The organism is Sphingomonas beigongshangi, from assembly GCF_016820445.1.
In the GTDB taxonomy this organism is placed as follows: Bacteria; Pseudomonadota; Alphaproteobacteria; order Sphingomonadales; family Sphingomonadaceae; genus Sphingomonas; species Sphingomonas beigongshangi.
Genome location: NZ_JADHDT010000005.1, coordinates 52,699 through 66,665, shown reverse-complemented (window position 1 = coordinate 66,665; position 13,967 = coordinate 52,699). Strand labels below are relative to the sequence as shown.

The window sequence follows — 13,967 nt, the reverse complement described above, 5'->3', positions numbered from 1 at the left end:
GCCGGGGGGACTTTCATGACAGACGAGACCAGGGCCGAACCGCGCGCGTTCCGCTTCCGCGGCACGTGGCAGGATTATGCGCCGATCGCCTTCACCAATCTGCTGCTGACGATCGTCACGCTCGGCATCTACAGTTTCTGGGGCCGCGCGCGCACCCGGCGCTATCTGTGGAGCCGCACGATCTTCATCGACGACCGGCTGGAATGGACGGGCACCGGGCTCGAGCTGTTCGTAGGCTATATCCTCGCCTTCCTGTTCTTCGTGCTGCCGTTCGGCATCATCAACCTGGTGCTGCAGGGCGTGCTGATGCGCGGCCATCAGGGGGCAGCGGCGCTGCTGGTCGGCGTGCTGTATCTGATCGCGCTGTTCCTGATCGGCGTGGCGCGGTTTCGGGCGCTGCGCTACCGCCTCAGCCGCACCTTGTGGCACGGCATCCGGGGCGGCAGCGACCGGCAGGGCGTCGCTTATGGCTGGTCGTGGTTCTGGCGCAGCCTGGTGGCGACGCTGACCGCCTATCTGATGATGCCCTGGTCGATGGCGCGGCTGTGGAACGAGCGCTGGAACACGATGAGCTTCGGCTCGCTCCACTTCCGCAGCGACGCGCGCTGGCAGCCGGTGTTCGGCCGATTCATGCTGTTCTACCTTGCACCGGTCGTGCTGTTCTTCGCGATCCTGGCGATGATCGCGATCGGGATCGGCGCCGGCATGATGGCGGGCATCAAGCCCGGCGCGCCGCCGCCCGCCGGCGCGATCGTCACCTTCGCGCTGCTCGGCATCGCCTTCTACCTCGTCTTCTTCGGCGTGCTCGGCGTGATCGCCGCGGCCTTCTTCTCCGCCTTCTTCCGCGAGGCGGTGGGCGCGACCAGCCTGGGCGACCTCGAATTCGGGTTCGAGGCGCGGACGATGGACTGGGTGAAACTGTTCGTCGGCAACTACGCGCTCGTCATCTTCACCTTCGGCGTCGGCTATATCTTCGTGCCCTATCGCAACTGGGCCTTCTTCATCCGCCACCTCGCCGCTTACGGCAGCGTGGCGATCGACACGCTGACCCAGTCGCAGACTCGCGCGCCGGGCCAGGGCGAGGGGCTGCTGGACGCATTCGATGTCGGCGCCTTCTGAGGGCGGCGCAGCGACGGGAGCGGCGCCCGACGATGGTGCAACCGTCTGGCATTACGACGGCGTCAGTGCGCTCCGCCGGCGCGCCCGGCTGCTGGTCGAAGGCGACGCCCTCGTACTGGTCGAGGACGGCGTCGCCGGCGCCCGCGTGCCGATCGCCGATCTGGTCCCCGGTCATGCCGATGCCGGCGCGGCGAGCTTCGGGCTGAAGGGGCGACCCGGCTGGCGGATCGATTTCGCCGGACCGGTGCCGCCTGCCCTGCGCGCGCGGCTGCCCGGCGCCGTGCGCTATGGCGGCTGGGTCGACCGGCTGGGCCTGTGGCGCGCGGCGACGGCGTTCGCGGCGGTCGCGGCGGTGGTCGTCGTCATCGTGCTGCGGACGCCGGCGATGGTCGCGCGCCTGGTGCCCGCCAGCGTCGAGCGGCAGCTGGGCGAGACGATGGTCGGCGACTTCGGCCGGCGCGGCTGCACCGATGCGGCGGGCCGCGCCGCGCTGGCGACGCTGGCGCATCGCATCGACCCCGACGCCCCGCGGCTGGAGGTGGACGTCGTCAAGCTGCCGATGGTCAATGCGGTGACGCTGCCCGGCGGGCGGATCGTCGTCTTCGACGGGCTGATCCAGGCGGCGCGCTCGCCCGACGAGGTCGCGGGCGTCGTCGCGCACGAGATCGGCCATGTCCGCCACCGCGACGTGATGGAGGGCCTGTTGCGCCAGTTCGGCCTGTCGGTGCTGCTCGGCGGGATGGAGGGGCATGTCGGCGGCTACACCAACACGATCCTCGCCACCGCGTATTCGCACGATGCCGAGGCCAAGGCGGACGGTTATGCGATCCAGCTGCTGCGCGATGCCAAAGTGTCGCCGCTGCCGACCGCGACGTTCTTCGACCGGCTGGGTCGCGGCGGGCCGGGCAAGGCGGAACGGATGCTCGCCTATCTCGCCACGCATCCCGTGTCGGCGGATCGGGCACGGCGATTCCGGCAGAGCGCGCTGGCGGGCGGCTATGCGCCGGCACTCGCCCCGGCGCAGTGGCAGGCGCTGCGCGGCATCTGTCGCGGCGACACGGACCGCATCGACTGGCGCTTCTGAACGATGCGACCGGCCGCGGCGGTCGCGGCCGCCCCGCTCAGCGGAAATTGTCGGCGTAGGCCTGGAGCTTGAGCTTGCGCTGCGGCGCGGGGATCAGCTCGTAGTCGAAGCCCTGCGCCTCGCAATAAGCGATCGCGGCCTCCTGCGTCGGGAAGCTCAGGCGGATCTGCTCGCGCGTGTCGCCGCTGCCCGCCCAGCCGGTGAGCGGATCGGGCTTCTTCGATTCGGCCGGCTCGAACTCGAGCTGCCAGTGATCGGTCCGGTACTTGCCGGACTGCATCGCGTTCTTGGGGCGCTGGAAGATGCGGGCGGTAGGCATGACAGGCTCCTTAACGCGCGAAGGGCCCGCGGGGAAGCGGCGTTGGCGAGCGACGGTCGGACGGTGCGCGAGCGCGGCCGCGACGGCCGTTCGGGGACGCGACCGGCGCGGCGGGGATGCGAACCGCGCGACGCGGGCGGGAGACACGTGCTAGAGGGCCGCCGGCGATACGCTCCGTCGCCCCGGACCTCGTCAGCAGCCCACCGCCCAGCGGAAGTACGGGCGGGACGGGACAGGGGGATTCCGGAAACGGGCCGGGCGTATCGAAGGAAAGCGTAGACTGTGTGGAGCCTCGTTTATTGAACGCGTTTACGCATCTGTCCAACAGCGGACATTGCTGTTCGTTAGGCCGGTCATTTTGCCACATCGGCGTTCTGCAGCTGATCGCACGGCGACCAGGAAATCGTCGTGCTTCTCGCAGAGCCGGCGACCTCGATGTCATTGGCGCTGTTTAGCTGTTCGCATAACAACTTGTAGCACAATGCCGGCCACCCCCTCGCACAGGAGCTCTTCGCCTGACTTAGACTTGCCGGGATTGTTTCGTGGATGCAAGATACATCAAGAACGTCCGGTTCCAATACGCCATTCTTGCCGATTCGCTCGAGGTTTGCTATGCCCAGAGGGTTTCCCGCGCTGTTACTTGTGGTCGCCGCGGCTGGTATAAGCACGGATGCGCCTGGTCAGTTCGCGACTCCCCCGGCTAAAGTTTTTGCGCGCCCGGAAGATCAGAAGCGCGCGCGGCTTCTCGGTGTGCCATGCGCGCAATCTGACGAAGGGCACGCCTGCTATCGGTTCGACGGTCGTTTGATACGCAAGGGACCCTGCACGTACGTTATCGAAGCCGGAGTGATTGGGTCTCTGCCTACCGACAAATGCTACAAGATGAAGTCTCCGCGTCGGTATCGCGGCGTCTGGGTCGACGACTTCGAGGGCCAGCAGTTCATCCCGCAGGGAACTACGGCGCCCCAATGGGCTAGCGGAGATACGAAATCATCCCAATGGAGAAAGCAGGCTGATGCAGCCATCGCGGCGACGATCTGGCTAGATGTCGAGCGGACCACTCTGCGGCATGGGTGGCAACGGGGCGGCCGGAGATTATTTGTCGAATTCGTAGGTCGCGAGACCAAGTATCCGGGCCATTATGGTCATATGGGGATGTCAGGTCGGGAAATAATTGTCGATCATGTGATCTCGCAACATGACTGTCCTCACACGGGTGCCTGTGGCTGAGAGCCGTCAGTCTGCCTTCCTCCAAACAGCGGACATTCCGCTTTCGTCCACACTCAGACGTGCAGGCTGGCAATCCGCCCCTTCCGATGACGGCCGATCATTAAGCGCGATCTTTCCCGCTTCTCCATCTCCGACGGGCCATTTCGGGAAAGAGCAATCGGGAGTGGTCTCGGTGTATTCTGCCTTATTCAAGGGCTTCGTCAGCGGCCTCGAAGCATCAAATTAGCTACTGTTACCGTCATCTCCTCAATCCTGATCGCTGCTACGTGTTCGATGATGTCACTTGGCATTCTGTTAAGAATAAGGCAGGCAGTAGTGTTTCGTGGAGACCGGCTTGTCACATATGATAGCGATGTGCGCATCTGGAGCGCTTTTGTCGATCACTACAAAGCCTCAACCTACTTTTATGTCAACCTAGATGGTTATCCGGTAAAATTTGAGATACCGTCGAACGATTATCTGGCGGCCTTTGGCCCGGTCGAGCGAATACATCCACGCAACTATTGTGTGAGGATCACCGTCCAACGAGCTGGCAAGGCGGTGCGGTTTTTAGCCCATAATGGTTTGTCGCTGCCGGAGGGAAGTCTTGAGAGGTGCCCGGCGTCGGCCAGCTAAGCGTCAGGCGTCTTAGCAGGCAGACGTGACCAGAGACTACGCTTCCCGATCAACCATCAATTTTGGGAAAGGCAGCGACCCGCTGATGTCTTCTATCGCGACCAGCCGTGCCGAAGCTGCCATTCCGCTCTCCTCCCAACAACAGACATTCTGCTATCGCTGGATCGACGCAGGAACAACATCGGCCGCGCTCACCCGCCTCGGCGCGCATCGGCCTTCTTGGTGCGCAGCGTCGCGGCGGCGGCGGCGGGGTCGTCGGGCCAGGGATGTTTGGGATAGCGCCCGCGCATCTCCTTCGCCACCGCCGCCCAGCTGCCGCGCCAGAAGCCGGGCAGGTCGCGCGTCGTCTGGATCGGCCGGCCGGCCGGGCTGGTCAGGCTGAGCACCAGCGGTACGCGCTCGCTGCCGACGGTCGGGTGCTCTGCGAGGCCGAACAGCGCCTGGACGCGCAATTCCACCTTCGGCCCGCCCTCCGCCGCATAGTCGATCGCATGGGTGCTGCCCGCCGGGCTGGTGAAATCCGCCGGCGCGAGCCGGTCGAGCCGCTGCATTTCGGTCCAGCCGATCAGCGTCCGCAACGCATCGGTCAGCGCGCCGGCGGGAATCGCATCCAGGCGGCGCCGGCCGGCGAGCAGCGGCGGCAGCCATTCGTCGAGCCGCTCCGCCATCAACGCCTCCAGCGGCACGCCGGCATAAGCGGCGCGACGGCGTAGCGCCGCGGCGCCCTCGCTCCACGGCAACAGGTCGAGACCGCGCGCGCGCACCGCCTCCAGCAGCGCGGCCGCGATCGCCGCCGGGTCCGCCTGCGCATCCGGGCCGCTCGACAGGCGCAGCGCGCCGAGCCGCCGCTCGCGTAGCGCGACGACGCCGCCGGTCGCGGGGTCGAAGGTGACGGTGCGCTGCGTCTCGATCCGGTCGGCGAACAGCCGCTCGATCGTCGCCAGCGCGATCGGCGCGGCGGCGAGGATGCGCGCGCCCGATGCCGCGCCCTGCGTCTCCGCCACCGCAAGCCATTCGGCGCGGGCGAGATTGCTCGCCGGGTCGAGCCGGAAGCCACGGCCGCCCGCCGATGCCCAATGCTCGCCGCTCGCGTCGCGGCGGCGCGCGACGCGGTCGGGAAAGGCGAGCGCGATCGCGACCTCGACGCCCTCCTCCGCGCCGGGCGTGCCGCCGGCGAGCTTCGCCCAACGCTCGGCGAGCTGGCGCGCAGCCTTGGCTTTCGGACCGCGATCGGTGCGCCAGCGCTTCAACCGGGTGTCGAGGTCCGGGTCGGAGCCGCCAAGCCCGCGCTCGGACAGGAGCACCGCGACCTCAGCGGCGATCCGCCCCTGCCCCATCGCGCCCGCGCGCAGCAGCATATGCGCCAGGCGTGGCGCCATCGGCATGGCGGCTATGCGGCGGCCGTGCGCCGTGGGGCGGCCGTCGCCGTCGATCGCGTCGATCTGCGCCAGCCTGCCGCGCGCTTCCTGCACCGCCGCCTCGGGCGGCGGGTCGAGCCAGGCGAGCGCGCGGGGATCGGCGACGCCCCAGATCGCGGCGGCGAGGACGAGGCCGGACAGGTCCGCCTCCAGGATCTCGGGTGGGTCGAAGCGCGGCAGGCCGGCGGTCGCCGCCTCCTCCCACAGGCGATAGGCGACGCCCGGGCCCTGTCGCGCGGCGCGGCCGGCGCGCTGCGTCACCGCCGCCTGGCTGGCGCGCTCGGTGACCAGGCGGGTCATGCCGGCGGCGCGATCATAGCGAGGCCGCCGCGCCAGCCCCGAATCGACGACGATGCGGATGCCGTCGAGCGTCAGGCTGGTCTCTGCGATGCCGGTCGCGAGCACGAGCTTGCGGCGGCCGTCGGGCTCCGGCCGGATCGCGGCGCGTTGCGCGGCGGGGTCGAGGCTGCCGTGCAGCTGATGGAGCGCGATCGTCGCGGGCAGGTCCGCGAGGCGTTCCTGGACGCGCTCGATCTCGCCGACGCCGGGCAGGAAGGCGAGCACGCCGCCCTCTTCCTCCGCGAGCGCGCGGCGGATCGCGGCGGCGACCGAATGCTCGATCCGCGCGGTCGCGTCCCGGCCGAGATGGCGCAGCGTCAGCGGATAGCTGCGCCCCTCGCTTTCGATGACCGGCGCGGGCTGGCCCTGGGCTCCCATCAACGCGGCGAAGCGGCTGCCGTCGAGCGTCGCCGACATGGCGACGAGGCGCAGGTCGGGCCGCAGCGCCCCCTGCGCATCGAGCGCGAGCGCCAGGCCGAAGTCGCCGTCGAGACTGCGTTCGTGCACCTCGTCGAACAGCACGGCGGAGATGCCGGCGAGCTCGGGATCGGCCTGGATGCGCGCGACGAAGATCCCCTCCGTCACCACCGTCACGCGCGTCGCCGCGGAGCGGCGCGAATCCATGCGGGTCGCATAGCCGAAGGTCCCGCCAACCGCCTCCCCCGCCAGCGCCGCCATCCGTTCCGCCGCGGCGCGCGCCGCGAGCCGCCGCGGCGACAGCAGCAGCACCTCGCCCGTGCACCAGTCTTCATGGATCAGCGCGGGCGCGACGGCGGTCGTCTTGCCCGCGCCGGGCGGCGCGACGAGCACCGCGTTGCTGCCCCGCCGCAGCACGGCGAGCAGGTCTGGCAGGACGGCATGGATGGGCAGGTCGGACACGGCGCGGCGGCTGTGCCACCGATATCGGGGGACTTCAACGCGACCGAACGCTTCGCTACGATCGCAGCTTCCGTTGTGGGAGACATCACATGGGCATGTTGGACGGCATTCTGGGTCAGGTCGCGGGCAATCCCGCCATCACCAATCTGGCGGAAAAGGTGGGTCTGTCGCCGGAACAGGTCAGCGCGGCGATCGGCGCGCTGGGCGCGGCGCATGGCCAGGAGGGCGACACCGTCGCAGCCGCCGCCGACTCGACCGGCCTGCCGCACGACGTGCTGAACCAGATCCTGGCCCATGTCGGCGGCGAGGGCGCGCTGGGCGACATCGGCCGCGTCCTGGGCGGCGGCGAAGGCGGCATCGGCGGCATGCTGGGTGGCCTGTTCGGCAAGGACTGAGGTCCTATCATCACCTGCCGCCGCGGTGATAGGGCTGCTGCCGGCGGCCCTTTCGCCGGGACGAGGACGAACGGTTGCACATCCATCATCATCACGACGGCCACGGCCATGGCGGCGGTCACGCCCACCAGGGCCATGGCCATCACCACGGCCACGGTCACGGTCACGGTCACCATGGTCACAGCCATGCTCCCGCCAGCTTCGACCGCGCCTTCGCGATCGGCATCGGGCTCAACATCGCCTATGTGCTGGCGGAAGCGGGTGCGGGGCTGTGGACCGGGTCCGTCGCGCTGCTGGCGGATGCGGGACACAATCTCTCCGACGTCCTCGGCCTCGCGGTCGCCTGGGGCGGTGCGACGCTGGCGAAGCGCGGGCCGACCAAGCGCTTCACCTATGGCTTCAAGGGATCGACGATTCTCGCCGCGCTGCTCAACGCGCTGCTGCTGCTCGTGGCGCTCGGCGCGATCGCGCTGGAGGCGGTGCAGCGGATCGGCGACCCGCCGCCGCTCGCCGGGCTGACCGTATCGGTCGTCGCCGGCATCGGCATCCTGGTCAACGCCTTCACCGCCTGGCTGTTCGCGAGCGGCCGCAAGGGCGACGTCAACGTCCGTGCCGCCTATCTCCACATGCTCAGCGACGCCGCGGTATCGGCGGCGGTGGTCGTCGCGGGCGCGGTGATCTGGGCGACGGGTATCGGCTGGATCGATCCCGCCATCAGCCTCGTCATCGCCGCGCTGATCTTCTGGCAGACCTGGGGCCTGCTGCGCGAGACGGTCGAAATGTCGCTGTCCGCCGTGCCGCGCGGCATCGACTATGACGCGGTCGAGCAGGCGCTCGCCGACCTGCCCGGCGTCACCGGCATCCACGATCTGCACATCTGGCCCATGTCGACGACGGAGCCGGTGCTCACCGCGCATCTGCTGATGCCGCTCGGCCTGCCGCACGACCATTTCCTTGCCCAGGCGCAGGCGATGCTGCACGACCGCTTCGGGATCGGGCACACGACGCTGCAGGTGGAAACCGCCGGCGACTGCGGCGGCTGCTAGTGCGCCATCCAGCAAGGCTGAACGGGGGCTGGATCGGGGGCCGCCCCCCTTCCGCAGGTGGATCAGACTTTAGTAGGCGCGCGCTACCGCGAAGGCGACGGCTTCGACCATGGCGTCCTTCGCCTTGCCGGCGGGGAAGCCAGCGATCGCATCGATCGCGCGCTGACCATAATGGCGCGCGCGCGCCAAGGTATCGTCCACCGCGCGCGTCTTGCGGACCAGTTCGATCGCATGCGCGAAATCGGCGTCCGACGCCCGGCGCCCTTCCACCGCGTCCTTCCAGAAGGCCCGGTCCGTCGCATCGCCGCGTGCCAGCGCGAGGATGACGGGGAGCGTCATCTTGCCCTCGCGGAAATCGTCGCCCGCGTCCTTGCCCATCGTGCCGGCGTCCGAGACATAGTCGATCGCGTCGTCGACCAGCTGGAAGGCGATGCCGAGGTTGCGGCCATAGGCATCCAGCGCCGCCTCGTCCGCGTCGGGCCGTTCCGCGACCACGGCGGCGATGCGACAGGCGGCCGCGAACAGCGCCGCGGTCTTGGCATCGATGATGTCGAGATAGCGTTCCTCGGGCAGGTCGATGCGCCGGGCGGCGGTGAGCTGGTTGACCTCGCCCTCCGCGATCACCGCCGATGCATTCGACAGGATGCGGAGCACCTTGAGCGATTCGGCCTCGACCATCAGCTCGAAGCTGCGGCTGAACAGGAAGTCGCCGACCAGCACGCTGGCGGGGTTGCCCCAGATGATGTTCGCCGTACGCTTGCCCCGGCGCAGGTCCGATCCATCGACCACGTCGTCGTGCAGCAGCGTCGCGGTGTGGATGAACTCGACCGCGGCGGCGAGCATGTGGTGCCGAGTCCCCTCATAGCCGAGCAGCCGCGCGCTCGCGAGCGTCAGCATCGGCCGCATCCGCTTGCCGCCGCCCGCGATCAGATGGCCGGCGAGTTCCGGGATCAGCGGGATGTCGGACCGCATCCGGTCGAGGATCACCGCATTCACATGTTCCATGTCGCCCGCCACCAGCCGGAGCATCGGCTCGAGCGAGGGGGCGTGGGTGTCGAGGCGCTGGACGGTGGCGGTCATCTCCCGCGCGCTGTGGCGGTTGGCGCGCGCGAAGGCAAGCCTTGCCCGCCGCGCGACTTGCGATCATGGAGCAAGCCGCCGGGCAAATCGGCCACGCATCGGGAGGCGGCGGGTGAGCGACGAGACACTGCAGGGCTATCGCAAGAGCATCGACAACATCGATGCCGCGCTCGTCCATCTGCTCGCCGAGCGCTTCAAGGTGACGCAGGCAGTCGGCCGGTACAAGGCGACGAGCGGGCTGCCCCCGGCCGATCCCGGCCGCGAGGAACGCCAGATCGCGCGGCTGCGCCGCCTCGCCGAGGAGGCGGAGCTCGATCCGGAATTCACCGAGAAGTTCCTGCGCTTCATCATCGACGAGGTGATCCGCCACCACGAGCGCCTGCGCGCGTGACGCGCGGCGGTTTCCCTGCGGGCGTGACCCGCGGTTTTTTCATCGCGGTCGAGGGCGTGGACGGGTCCGGCAAGAGCGGCGTCGTGCGCGCGCTGGTCGCCGCGCTGACGGCGCGCGGCCTGCCGGTCCGCGCCACGCGCGAGCCGGGCGGTACGCCGGAGGGCGAGCAGCTGCGCGCGTTGCTCCTGTCGGGCGGCGGCGAGGGCTGGGCGCCGCGCGCGGAGCTGCTGCTGATGACCGCGGCCCGCGTGCAGCATGTCGAACGCATCGTGCGCCCGGCGGTGGCGGCGGGCGAGATACTGGTGTCGGACCGCTACGTCGGATCGACAATCGCCTATCAGGGCGCGGGCCGCGGCATGGACGAGGGCCTGATCCGCGATCTGCATGCGACGATGTGCGACGATCTGTGGCCGGACCTGACGCTGGTGCTGGACGTGGACGCGGCGACCGGCCTGTCGCGTTCCAGACGGCGGCTGGCGGCGGACGCACTGGACGAGGGACGGTTCGAGGCGCTCGACCTCGCCTTCCACGAGCGGATCCGGGCGTCCTTCCGTGCCCAGGCTGCGGCGGCGCCCGCGCGCCACGTCGTGATCGACGCAAGCGGCGCGCCGGAGGACGTACAAGCAGCGGCGATCGGCGCCGTCGCGGACTTTTTGCAGCGGTCGGTCGACCACGGCTCGTAATCTGCCGGACCGAATATTACAAAATCAAGATCGATTGACCCTCTTTTGGCCGCGTAGCATAGTCTTCGTCTCGATCGTCGAAGGAGATACGCGTGATGTTCAAACGCAGTGTTCTGCTGGCCGCGGCACCGATGCTTTTGCTGGCGGCGAAAGACGATCCGATGGCGGGCCGGGTCGCGGGCTCGCCGGCGAAATGCCTGTCGTCCATCGATGCCACCGCGCGGGCCGAGATCGTCGACGCACGGACGATTACCTATTCGCGAACGGCGAAACGCACATGGGTCGTGCATCCACGCGGCACGTGCCTGGGATTGCAGCCCGGCCGGACCCTGGTCGTCGAACAGCGCGGCGCGCAATTGTGCCAGGGCGACCGCTTCAGGACGGTCCAGTCGACGTCGTCCGTGCCTTCGCCCGCTTGTACCTTCGATGCGTTCGTCCCGTATGACCTGAAGGACACGCGCCGGTAAGCGACGCATCCCATGGCGGGCGTGGCCCGGCGGCTGGCGCCGGCCGCGGCGATCGTCGTTGCTGCCTGCGGCGCAGCGACGGCGAACATATTCGCGGCCGACGGTGCCGATCCGCGCCGCTTCGTCGCGGCCGACTCGCCCGAGGCGCGCCGGCTGGCACCGGTCGGCGCGATCGCTTCGGAGTATGTCCTGCTCGATAAGCGCGGTTTCGGACACGTGCCGCCGGGTGCCGGAACGGCATTCCTGGTATCGCCTTGCTATGCGATGACCAATTATCACGTCCTTTTCGGCGACCAGACCCTGACCCCCGACCCGATGAGCGCCTATACGCTCGAGGTACGCTTCGCGATCGGGGATGCGCGCGGCGTGCCCGCCGGCGCGGCGGACAAGGGTCCGATGAGGGCGCGCGGGCGGGTGCGTTATGCGGGCAGCCTTGATGGATCGGCACCGGACATCGCGCTCGTCCGGCTGGATGGCTGCCCCGGCCGGCGCCTCGGCTGGTATGAACTCGCCGCGGCCACGGGCGACGATATCGACGGTGTTGCGGTGGATCAGGCAGGCTATTCGCAGGACCGCGGCATGCGCCGGCTCAGCGTACAGCATGGATGCCATATTCGCGCCGCGGCACCCCGACAGGGGTGGCTACTGCATGATTGCGCGAGCCGCGACGGCGCGTCGGGCTCGCCGCTGATCGACCGGACGCCGGGTGGCGTGCCGCGCGTCGTGGCGATCAACGTCGGCGAACTGGCGCCTACGCGCGCGATCCAACCTGCGTTCGACAGACGCCGGGCGAACGTCGCGATCGATCTCGCCACGCTTGCCAAGATGCCGCTGGTCGCCGACGCCATCGCCCGGGATCGCGCAGGTGCTCGCAACCCGATCGCGGGGGATTAGTAGGCGATCCCGCAAGGCTGGATGGTCGCGGCCGCGGAGCCCTTCTATCGTCCCGTCCAGTTGCCCGGCCGCTTCTCGACGAAGGCGGCCATGCCTTCCTTCTGGTCGGCGGTGCCGAACAGGCCGTTGAACAGGCGCCGCTCGAACTGGATGCCCTGCGCCAGCCCGGTCTCGAAGGCGAGGTCGACCATCTCCTTGTTCGCCTTGACCGCCAGCGGCGCCATCGCGGCGATCGTCTGCGCGGTCTTCACCGCTTCCTCGATCAGCGCGTCGGCAGGGACGATACGGCTGACGAGACCGGCGCGCTCCGCCTCGGCCGCATCCATCATCCGGCCGGTGAGGCACATCTCCATCGCCTTGGCCTTGCCCACCGCGCGGGCCAGCCGCTGCGAACCGCCCATGCCGGGAGTGACGCCGAGCTTGATCTCGGGCTGGCCGAATCTGGCCGTATCCGCGGCAAGGATGAAGTCGCACATCATCGCCAGCTCGCAGCCGCCGCCGAGCGCATAGCCCGCGACCGCCGCGATGATCGGCTTGCGGGTGCGCGTCAGCGTCTCATAGCCCGCGAAATGGTTGGTGGCGTACATGTCCGCAAAGGACATGGCCTGCATTTCCTTGATGTCCGCGCCGGCGGCGAACGCCTTCGCGCTGCCGGTCAATACCGCGCAGCCCTGGCCGTCGTCCGCATCGAAGGCTGCCAGCGCGGCGAGCAGGTCCGCGAGCACCTGCGCATTGAGCGCGTTCAGCGCCTGCGGCCGGTTCAGCGTGATCAGGGTGACGGGGCCACGCTGATCGACCAGGATGGTATCGTAGGTTGCCATGCTATCCTCTTTCAATCGTGTCCCGCGGGTCGCGGCGTCGTCTCAGTCGTGCGGCGTCCAGGCCTCCGCCTCCGGCAGCGGGGCGAAGATCTGGTCGAGGACGTGGTCCGTCACGCCCTCCGGCGTCGCGGGGTTCCAGCGCGGCGCATGATCCTTGTCGACGATCACCGCGCGTACCCCCTCGAGGAAGTCGTGGCGCTGCACCATCCGTCCCGCGACGGCATATTCCTGACGCATCTCGTCGGCGAAGCTCTGCAGCCCCGCGCCTTCGTGTACCAGGCGAAGGCCGACCTTCATCGCCAGCGGCGACTTGGTGCGCACGACCGCGAGCTGCTCGCGCGCGAAGGCGCCATCGTCGGCTTCGAGCGCGGCGACGATCTCTTCCAGCACGTCCGATGCGAACAGGCGATCGATCTCGGCCCGGTGCGCGGCGATCGTGCCCTCCCCCGGCCCCGACGCCATCCGATCGAGAATCGCCCCGATCCCCGCGGGATCGGCGATGATCGCCGCCTTCGCCTCCTCGAGGCGATCCGCCGACAGAAAGTGCGTCGCGAGGCCAAGCGCCGCGCAGTCCGCGCCGTCCAGTCGATGGCCGGTGACGGCCAGAAAGGCGCCGACGCGCCCCGGCAGGCGCGAGAGATACCAGCCGCCGCCGACGTCGGGAAACAGGCCGATACCCGATTCCGGCATGGCGAACCGCGTCCGCTCCGTCGCGACGCGATAGCGGCAGGGCATGGCGATGCCGACGCCGCCGCCCATCGTCACGCCGTCCATGAACGCGACTATCGGCTTCGCATAGGTGAACAGCGCGTGGTTCAGCCGGTATTCGAGACGGAAGAAGGCGCGCGCCGCCTCACCATCGGTGGCGCCGCTGTCGGCGAGCAGGCGGATGTCGCCCCCGGCGCAGAAGCCGCGCGACAATTTGGGGTCGCCATCGGGCGCGGGCGCATGATCGAGCATCACCGCGGCCACGCCCGGATCGCCACGCCATGCGTCGAGCGCGTCCAGCATTGATGCGCACATCGCCACGTTGAGTGCGTGCAGCGCCCGCGGGCGGTTGAGGCGCAGGCGGCCGACTTTTCCTGCCGTGTCGATGATCACGTCCGTCATGCGGGCCTTCTACCCTCGTTGTCTCGATCGTCCATACCCGAGGATGGAAAGGCTTGTGTCAACTGTTGACGCAGACC

The 13,967-nt window shown here is 69.0% G+C and carries 14 protein-coding genes; 9 read left to right on the top strand and 5 right to left on the bottom strand.

Annotated features, from left to right (window positions below):
• The first annotated feature begins 15 nt into the window (after positions 1-15).
• Both IQ292_RS09825 and IQ292_RS09820 read left to right on the top strand, forming a co-directional pair.
• Entirely contained in the window at positions 16-1,119 is a 1,104-nt protein-coding gene (locus tag IQ292_RS09825) for a YjgN family protein (protein WP_203310150.1), read from the top strand.
• Positions 1,103-2,203: a M48 family metallopeptidase gene (locus IQ292_RS09820; protein ID WP_203310149.1), complete on the top strand. Its 1,101-nt coding sequence runs from the start codon at positions 1,103-1,105 to the stop codon at positions 2,201-2,203. Before IQ292_RS09825 ends, IQ292_RS09820 begins: the two co-directional genes overlap by 17 nt.
• A 37-nt stretch (positions 2,204-2,240) precedes the next feature.
• Here IQ292_RS09820 and IQ292_RS09815 read toward each other — a convergent pair whose 3' ends face one another.
• Complete coding sequence (locus IQ292_RS09815; protein WP_203310148.1) at positions 2,241-2,522, bottom strand: ETC complex I subunit; 282 nt, start codon at positions 2,520-2,522, stop codon at positions 2,241-2,243.
• 1,584 nt (positions 2,523-4,106) lie between these two features.
• Between IQ292_RS09815 and IQ292_RS09810 the strand changes: the two genes are divergently transcribed.
• Complete coding sequence (locus tag IQ292_RS09810) at positions 4,107-4,367, top strand: hypothetical protein (RefSeq protein WP_203310147.1); 261 nt, start codon at positions 4,107-4,109, stop codon at positions 4,365-4,367.
• Between the two features lie 191 nt (positions 4,368-4,558).
• Here IQ292_RS09810 and hrpB read toward each other — a convergent pair whose 3' ends face one another.
• A complete protein-coding gene (gene hrpB, locus IQ292_RS09805; protein ID WP_203310146.1) occupies positions 4,559-7,003 on the bottom strand; it encodes an ATP-dependent helicase HrpB in 2,445 nt (814 codons plus the stop codon).
• Positions 7,004-7,092: 89 nt separating this feature from the next.
• Between hrpB and IQ292_RS09800 the strand changes: the two genes are divergently transcribed.
• Together IQ292_RS09800 and IQ292_RS09795 are read left to right on the top strand one after the other, a co-directional pair.
• Positions 7,093-7,398: a winged helix-turn-helix domain-containing protein gene (locus tag IQ292_RS09800; RefSeq protein WP_203310145.1), complete on the top strand. Its 306-nt coding sequence runs from the start codon at positions 7,093-7,095 to the stop codon at positions 7,396-7,398.
• An 80-nt stretch (positions 7,399-7,478) separates the two neighbouring features.
• Complete coding sequence (locus IQ292_RS09795; protein ID WP_203310419.1) at positions 7,479-8,444, top strand: cation diffusion facilitator family transporter; 966 nt, start codon at positions 7,479-7,481, stop codon at positions 8,442-8,444.
• A gap of 69 nt (positions 8,445-8,513) precedes the next feature.
• Here IQ292_RS09795 and IQ292_RS09790 read toward each other — a convergent pair whose 3' ends face one another.
• The gene (locus IQ292_RS09790; RefSeq protein ID WP_203310144.1) at positions 8,514-9,524 is read right to left on the bottom strand and encodes a polyprenyl synthetase family protein; all 1,011 of its coding nucleotides are present in this window, start codon (positions 9,522-9,524) and stop codon (positions 8,514-8,516) included.
• A 112-nt stretch (positions 9,525-9,636) separates the two neighbouring features.
• On the opposite strand from IQ292_RS09790, the gene IQ292_RS09785 reads away from it, so the two are divergent.
• The 4 genes from IQ292_RS09785 to IQ292_RS09770 all read left to right on the top strand — a co-directional run bounded on the left by IQ292_RS09785 (position 9,637) and on the right by IQ292_RS09770 (position 11,959).
• A complete protein-coding gene (locus IQ292_RS09785; protein ID WP_203310143.1) occupies positions 9,637-9,915 on the top strand; it encodes a chorismate mutase in 279 nt (92 codons plus the stop codon).
• Between the two features lie 23 nt (positions 9,916-9,938).
• Complete coding sequence (gene tmk / locus IQ292_RS09780; RefSeq protein WP_203310142.1) at positions 9,939-10,598, top strand: dTMP kinase; 660 nt, start codon at positions 9,939-9,941, stop codon at positions 10,596-10,598.
• A gap of 95 nt (positions 10,599-10,693) precedes the next feature.
• Positions 10,694-11,065, top strand: a complete 372-nt coding sequence (locus tag IQ292_RS09775) for a hypothetical protein (RefSeq protein ID WP_203310141.1) — start codon at positions 10,694-10,696, stop codon at positions 11,063-11,065.
• 12 nt (positions 11,066-11,077) lie between these two features.
• Positions 11,078-11,959: a trypsin-like serine peptidase gene (locus IQ292_RS09770; protein WP_203310140.1), complete on the top strand. Its 882-nt coding sequence runs from the start codon at positions 11,078-11,080 to the stop codon at positions 11,957-11,959.
• Positions 11,960-12,003: 44 nt separating this feature from the next.
• On the opposite strand, the gene IQ292_RS09765 is transcribed toward IQ292_RS09770, so the two are convergent.
• Positions 12,004-12,780 carry an enoyl-CoA hydratase gene (locus IQ292_RS09765; protein WP_203310139.1) on the bottom strand — a complete coding sequence of 259 codons (777 nt, stop codon included), beginning with the start codon at positions 12,778-12,780 and terminating at the stop codon, positions 12,004-12,006.
• 42 nt (positions 12,781-12,822) lie between these two features.
• A complete protein-coding gene (locus IQ292_RS09760; protein ID WP_203310138.1) occupies positions 12,823-13,890 on the bottom strand; it encodes an enoyl-CoA hydratase/isomerase family protein in 1,068 nt (355 codons plus the stop codon).
• Positions 13,891-13,967: the final 77 nt, after the last annotated feature.

What these genes read in the sequence shown, in the direction of transcription:
- IQ292_RS09765 (WP_203310139.1), bottom strand. Translation starts at nt 12,780, where the DNA reads ATGGCAACCTACGATACCATCCTGGTCGATCAGCGTGGCCCCGTCACC.
- IQ292_RS09825 (WP_203310150.1), top strand. Translation starts at nt 16, where the DNA reads ATGACAGACGAGACCAGGGCCGAACCGCGCGCGTTCCGCTTCCGCGGC.
- IQ292_RS09760 (WP_203310138.1), bottom strand. Translation starts at nt 13,890, where the DNA reads ATGACGGACGTGATCATCGACACGGCAGGAAAAGTCGGCCGCCTGCGC.
- IQ292_RS09790 (WP_203310144.1), bottom strand. Translation starts at nt 9,524, where the DNA reads ATGACCGCCACCGTCCAGCGCCTCGACACCCACGCCCCCTCGCTCGAG.
- IQ292_RS09775 (WP_203310141.1), top strand. Translation starts at nt 10,694, where the DNA reads ATGTTCAAACGCAGTGTTCTGCTGGCCGCGGCACCGATGCTTTTGCTG.
- IQ292_RS09770 (WP_203310140.1), top strand. Translation starts at nt 11,078, where the DNA reads ATGGCGGGCGTGGCCCGGCGGCTGGCGCCGGCCGCGGCGATCGTCGTT.
- IQ292_RS09800 (WP_203310145.1), top strand. Translation starts at nt 7,093, where the DNA reads ATGGGCATGTTGGACGGCATTCTGGGTCAGGTCGCGGGCAATCCCGCC.
- IQ292_RS09820 (WP_203310149.1), top strand. Translation starts at nt 1,103, where the DNA reads ATGTCGGCGCCTTCTGAGGGCGGCGCAGCGACGGGAGCGGCGCCCGAC.
- IQ292_RS09815 (WP_203310148.1), bottom strand. Translation starts at nt 2,522, where the DNA reads ATGCCTACCGCCCGCATCTTCCAGCGCCCCAAGAACGCGATGCAGTCC.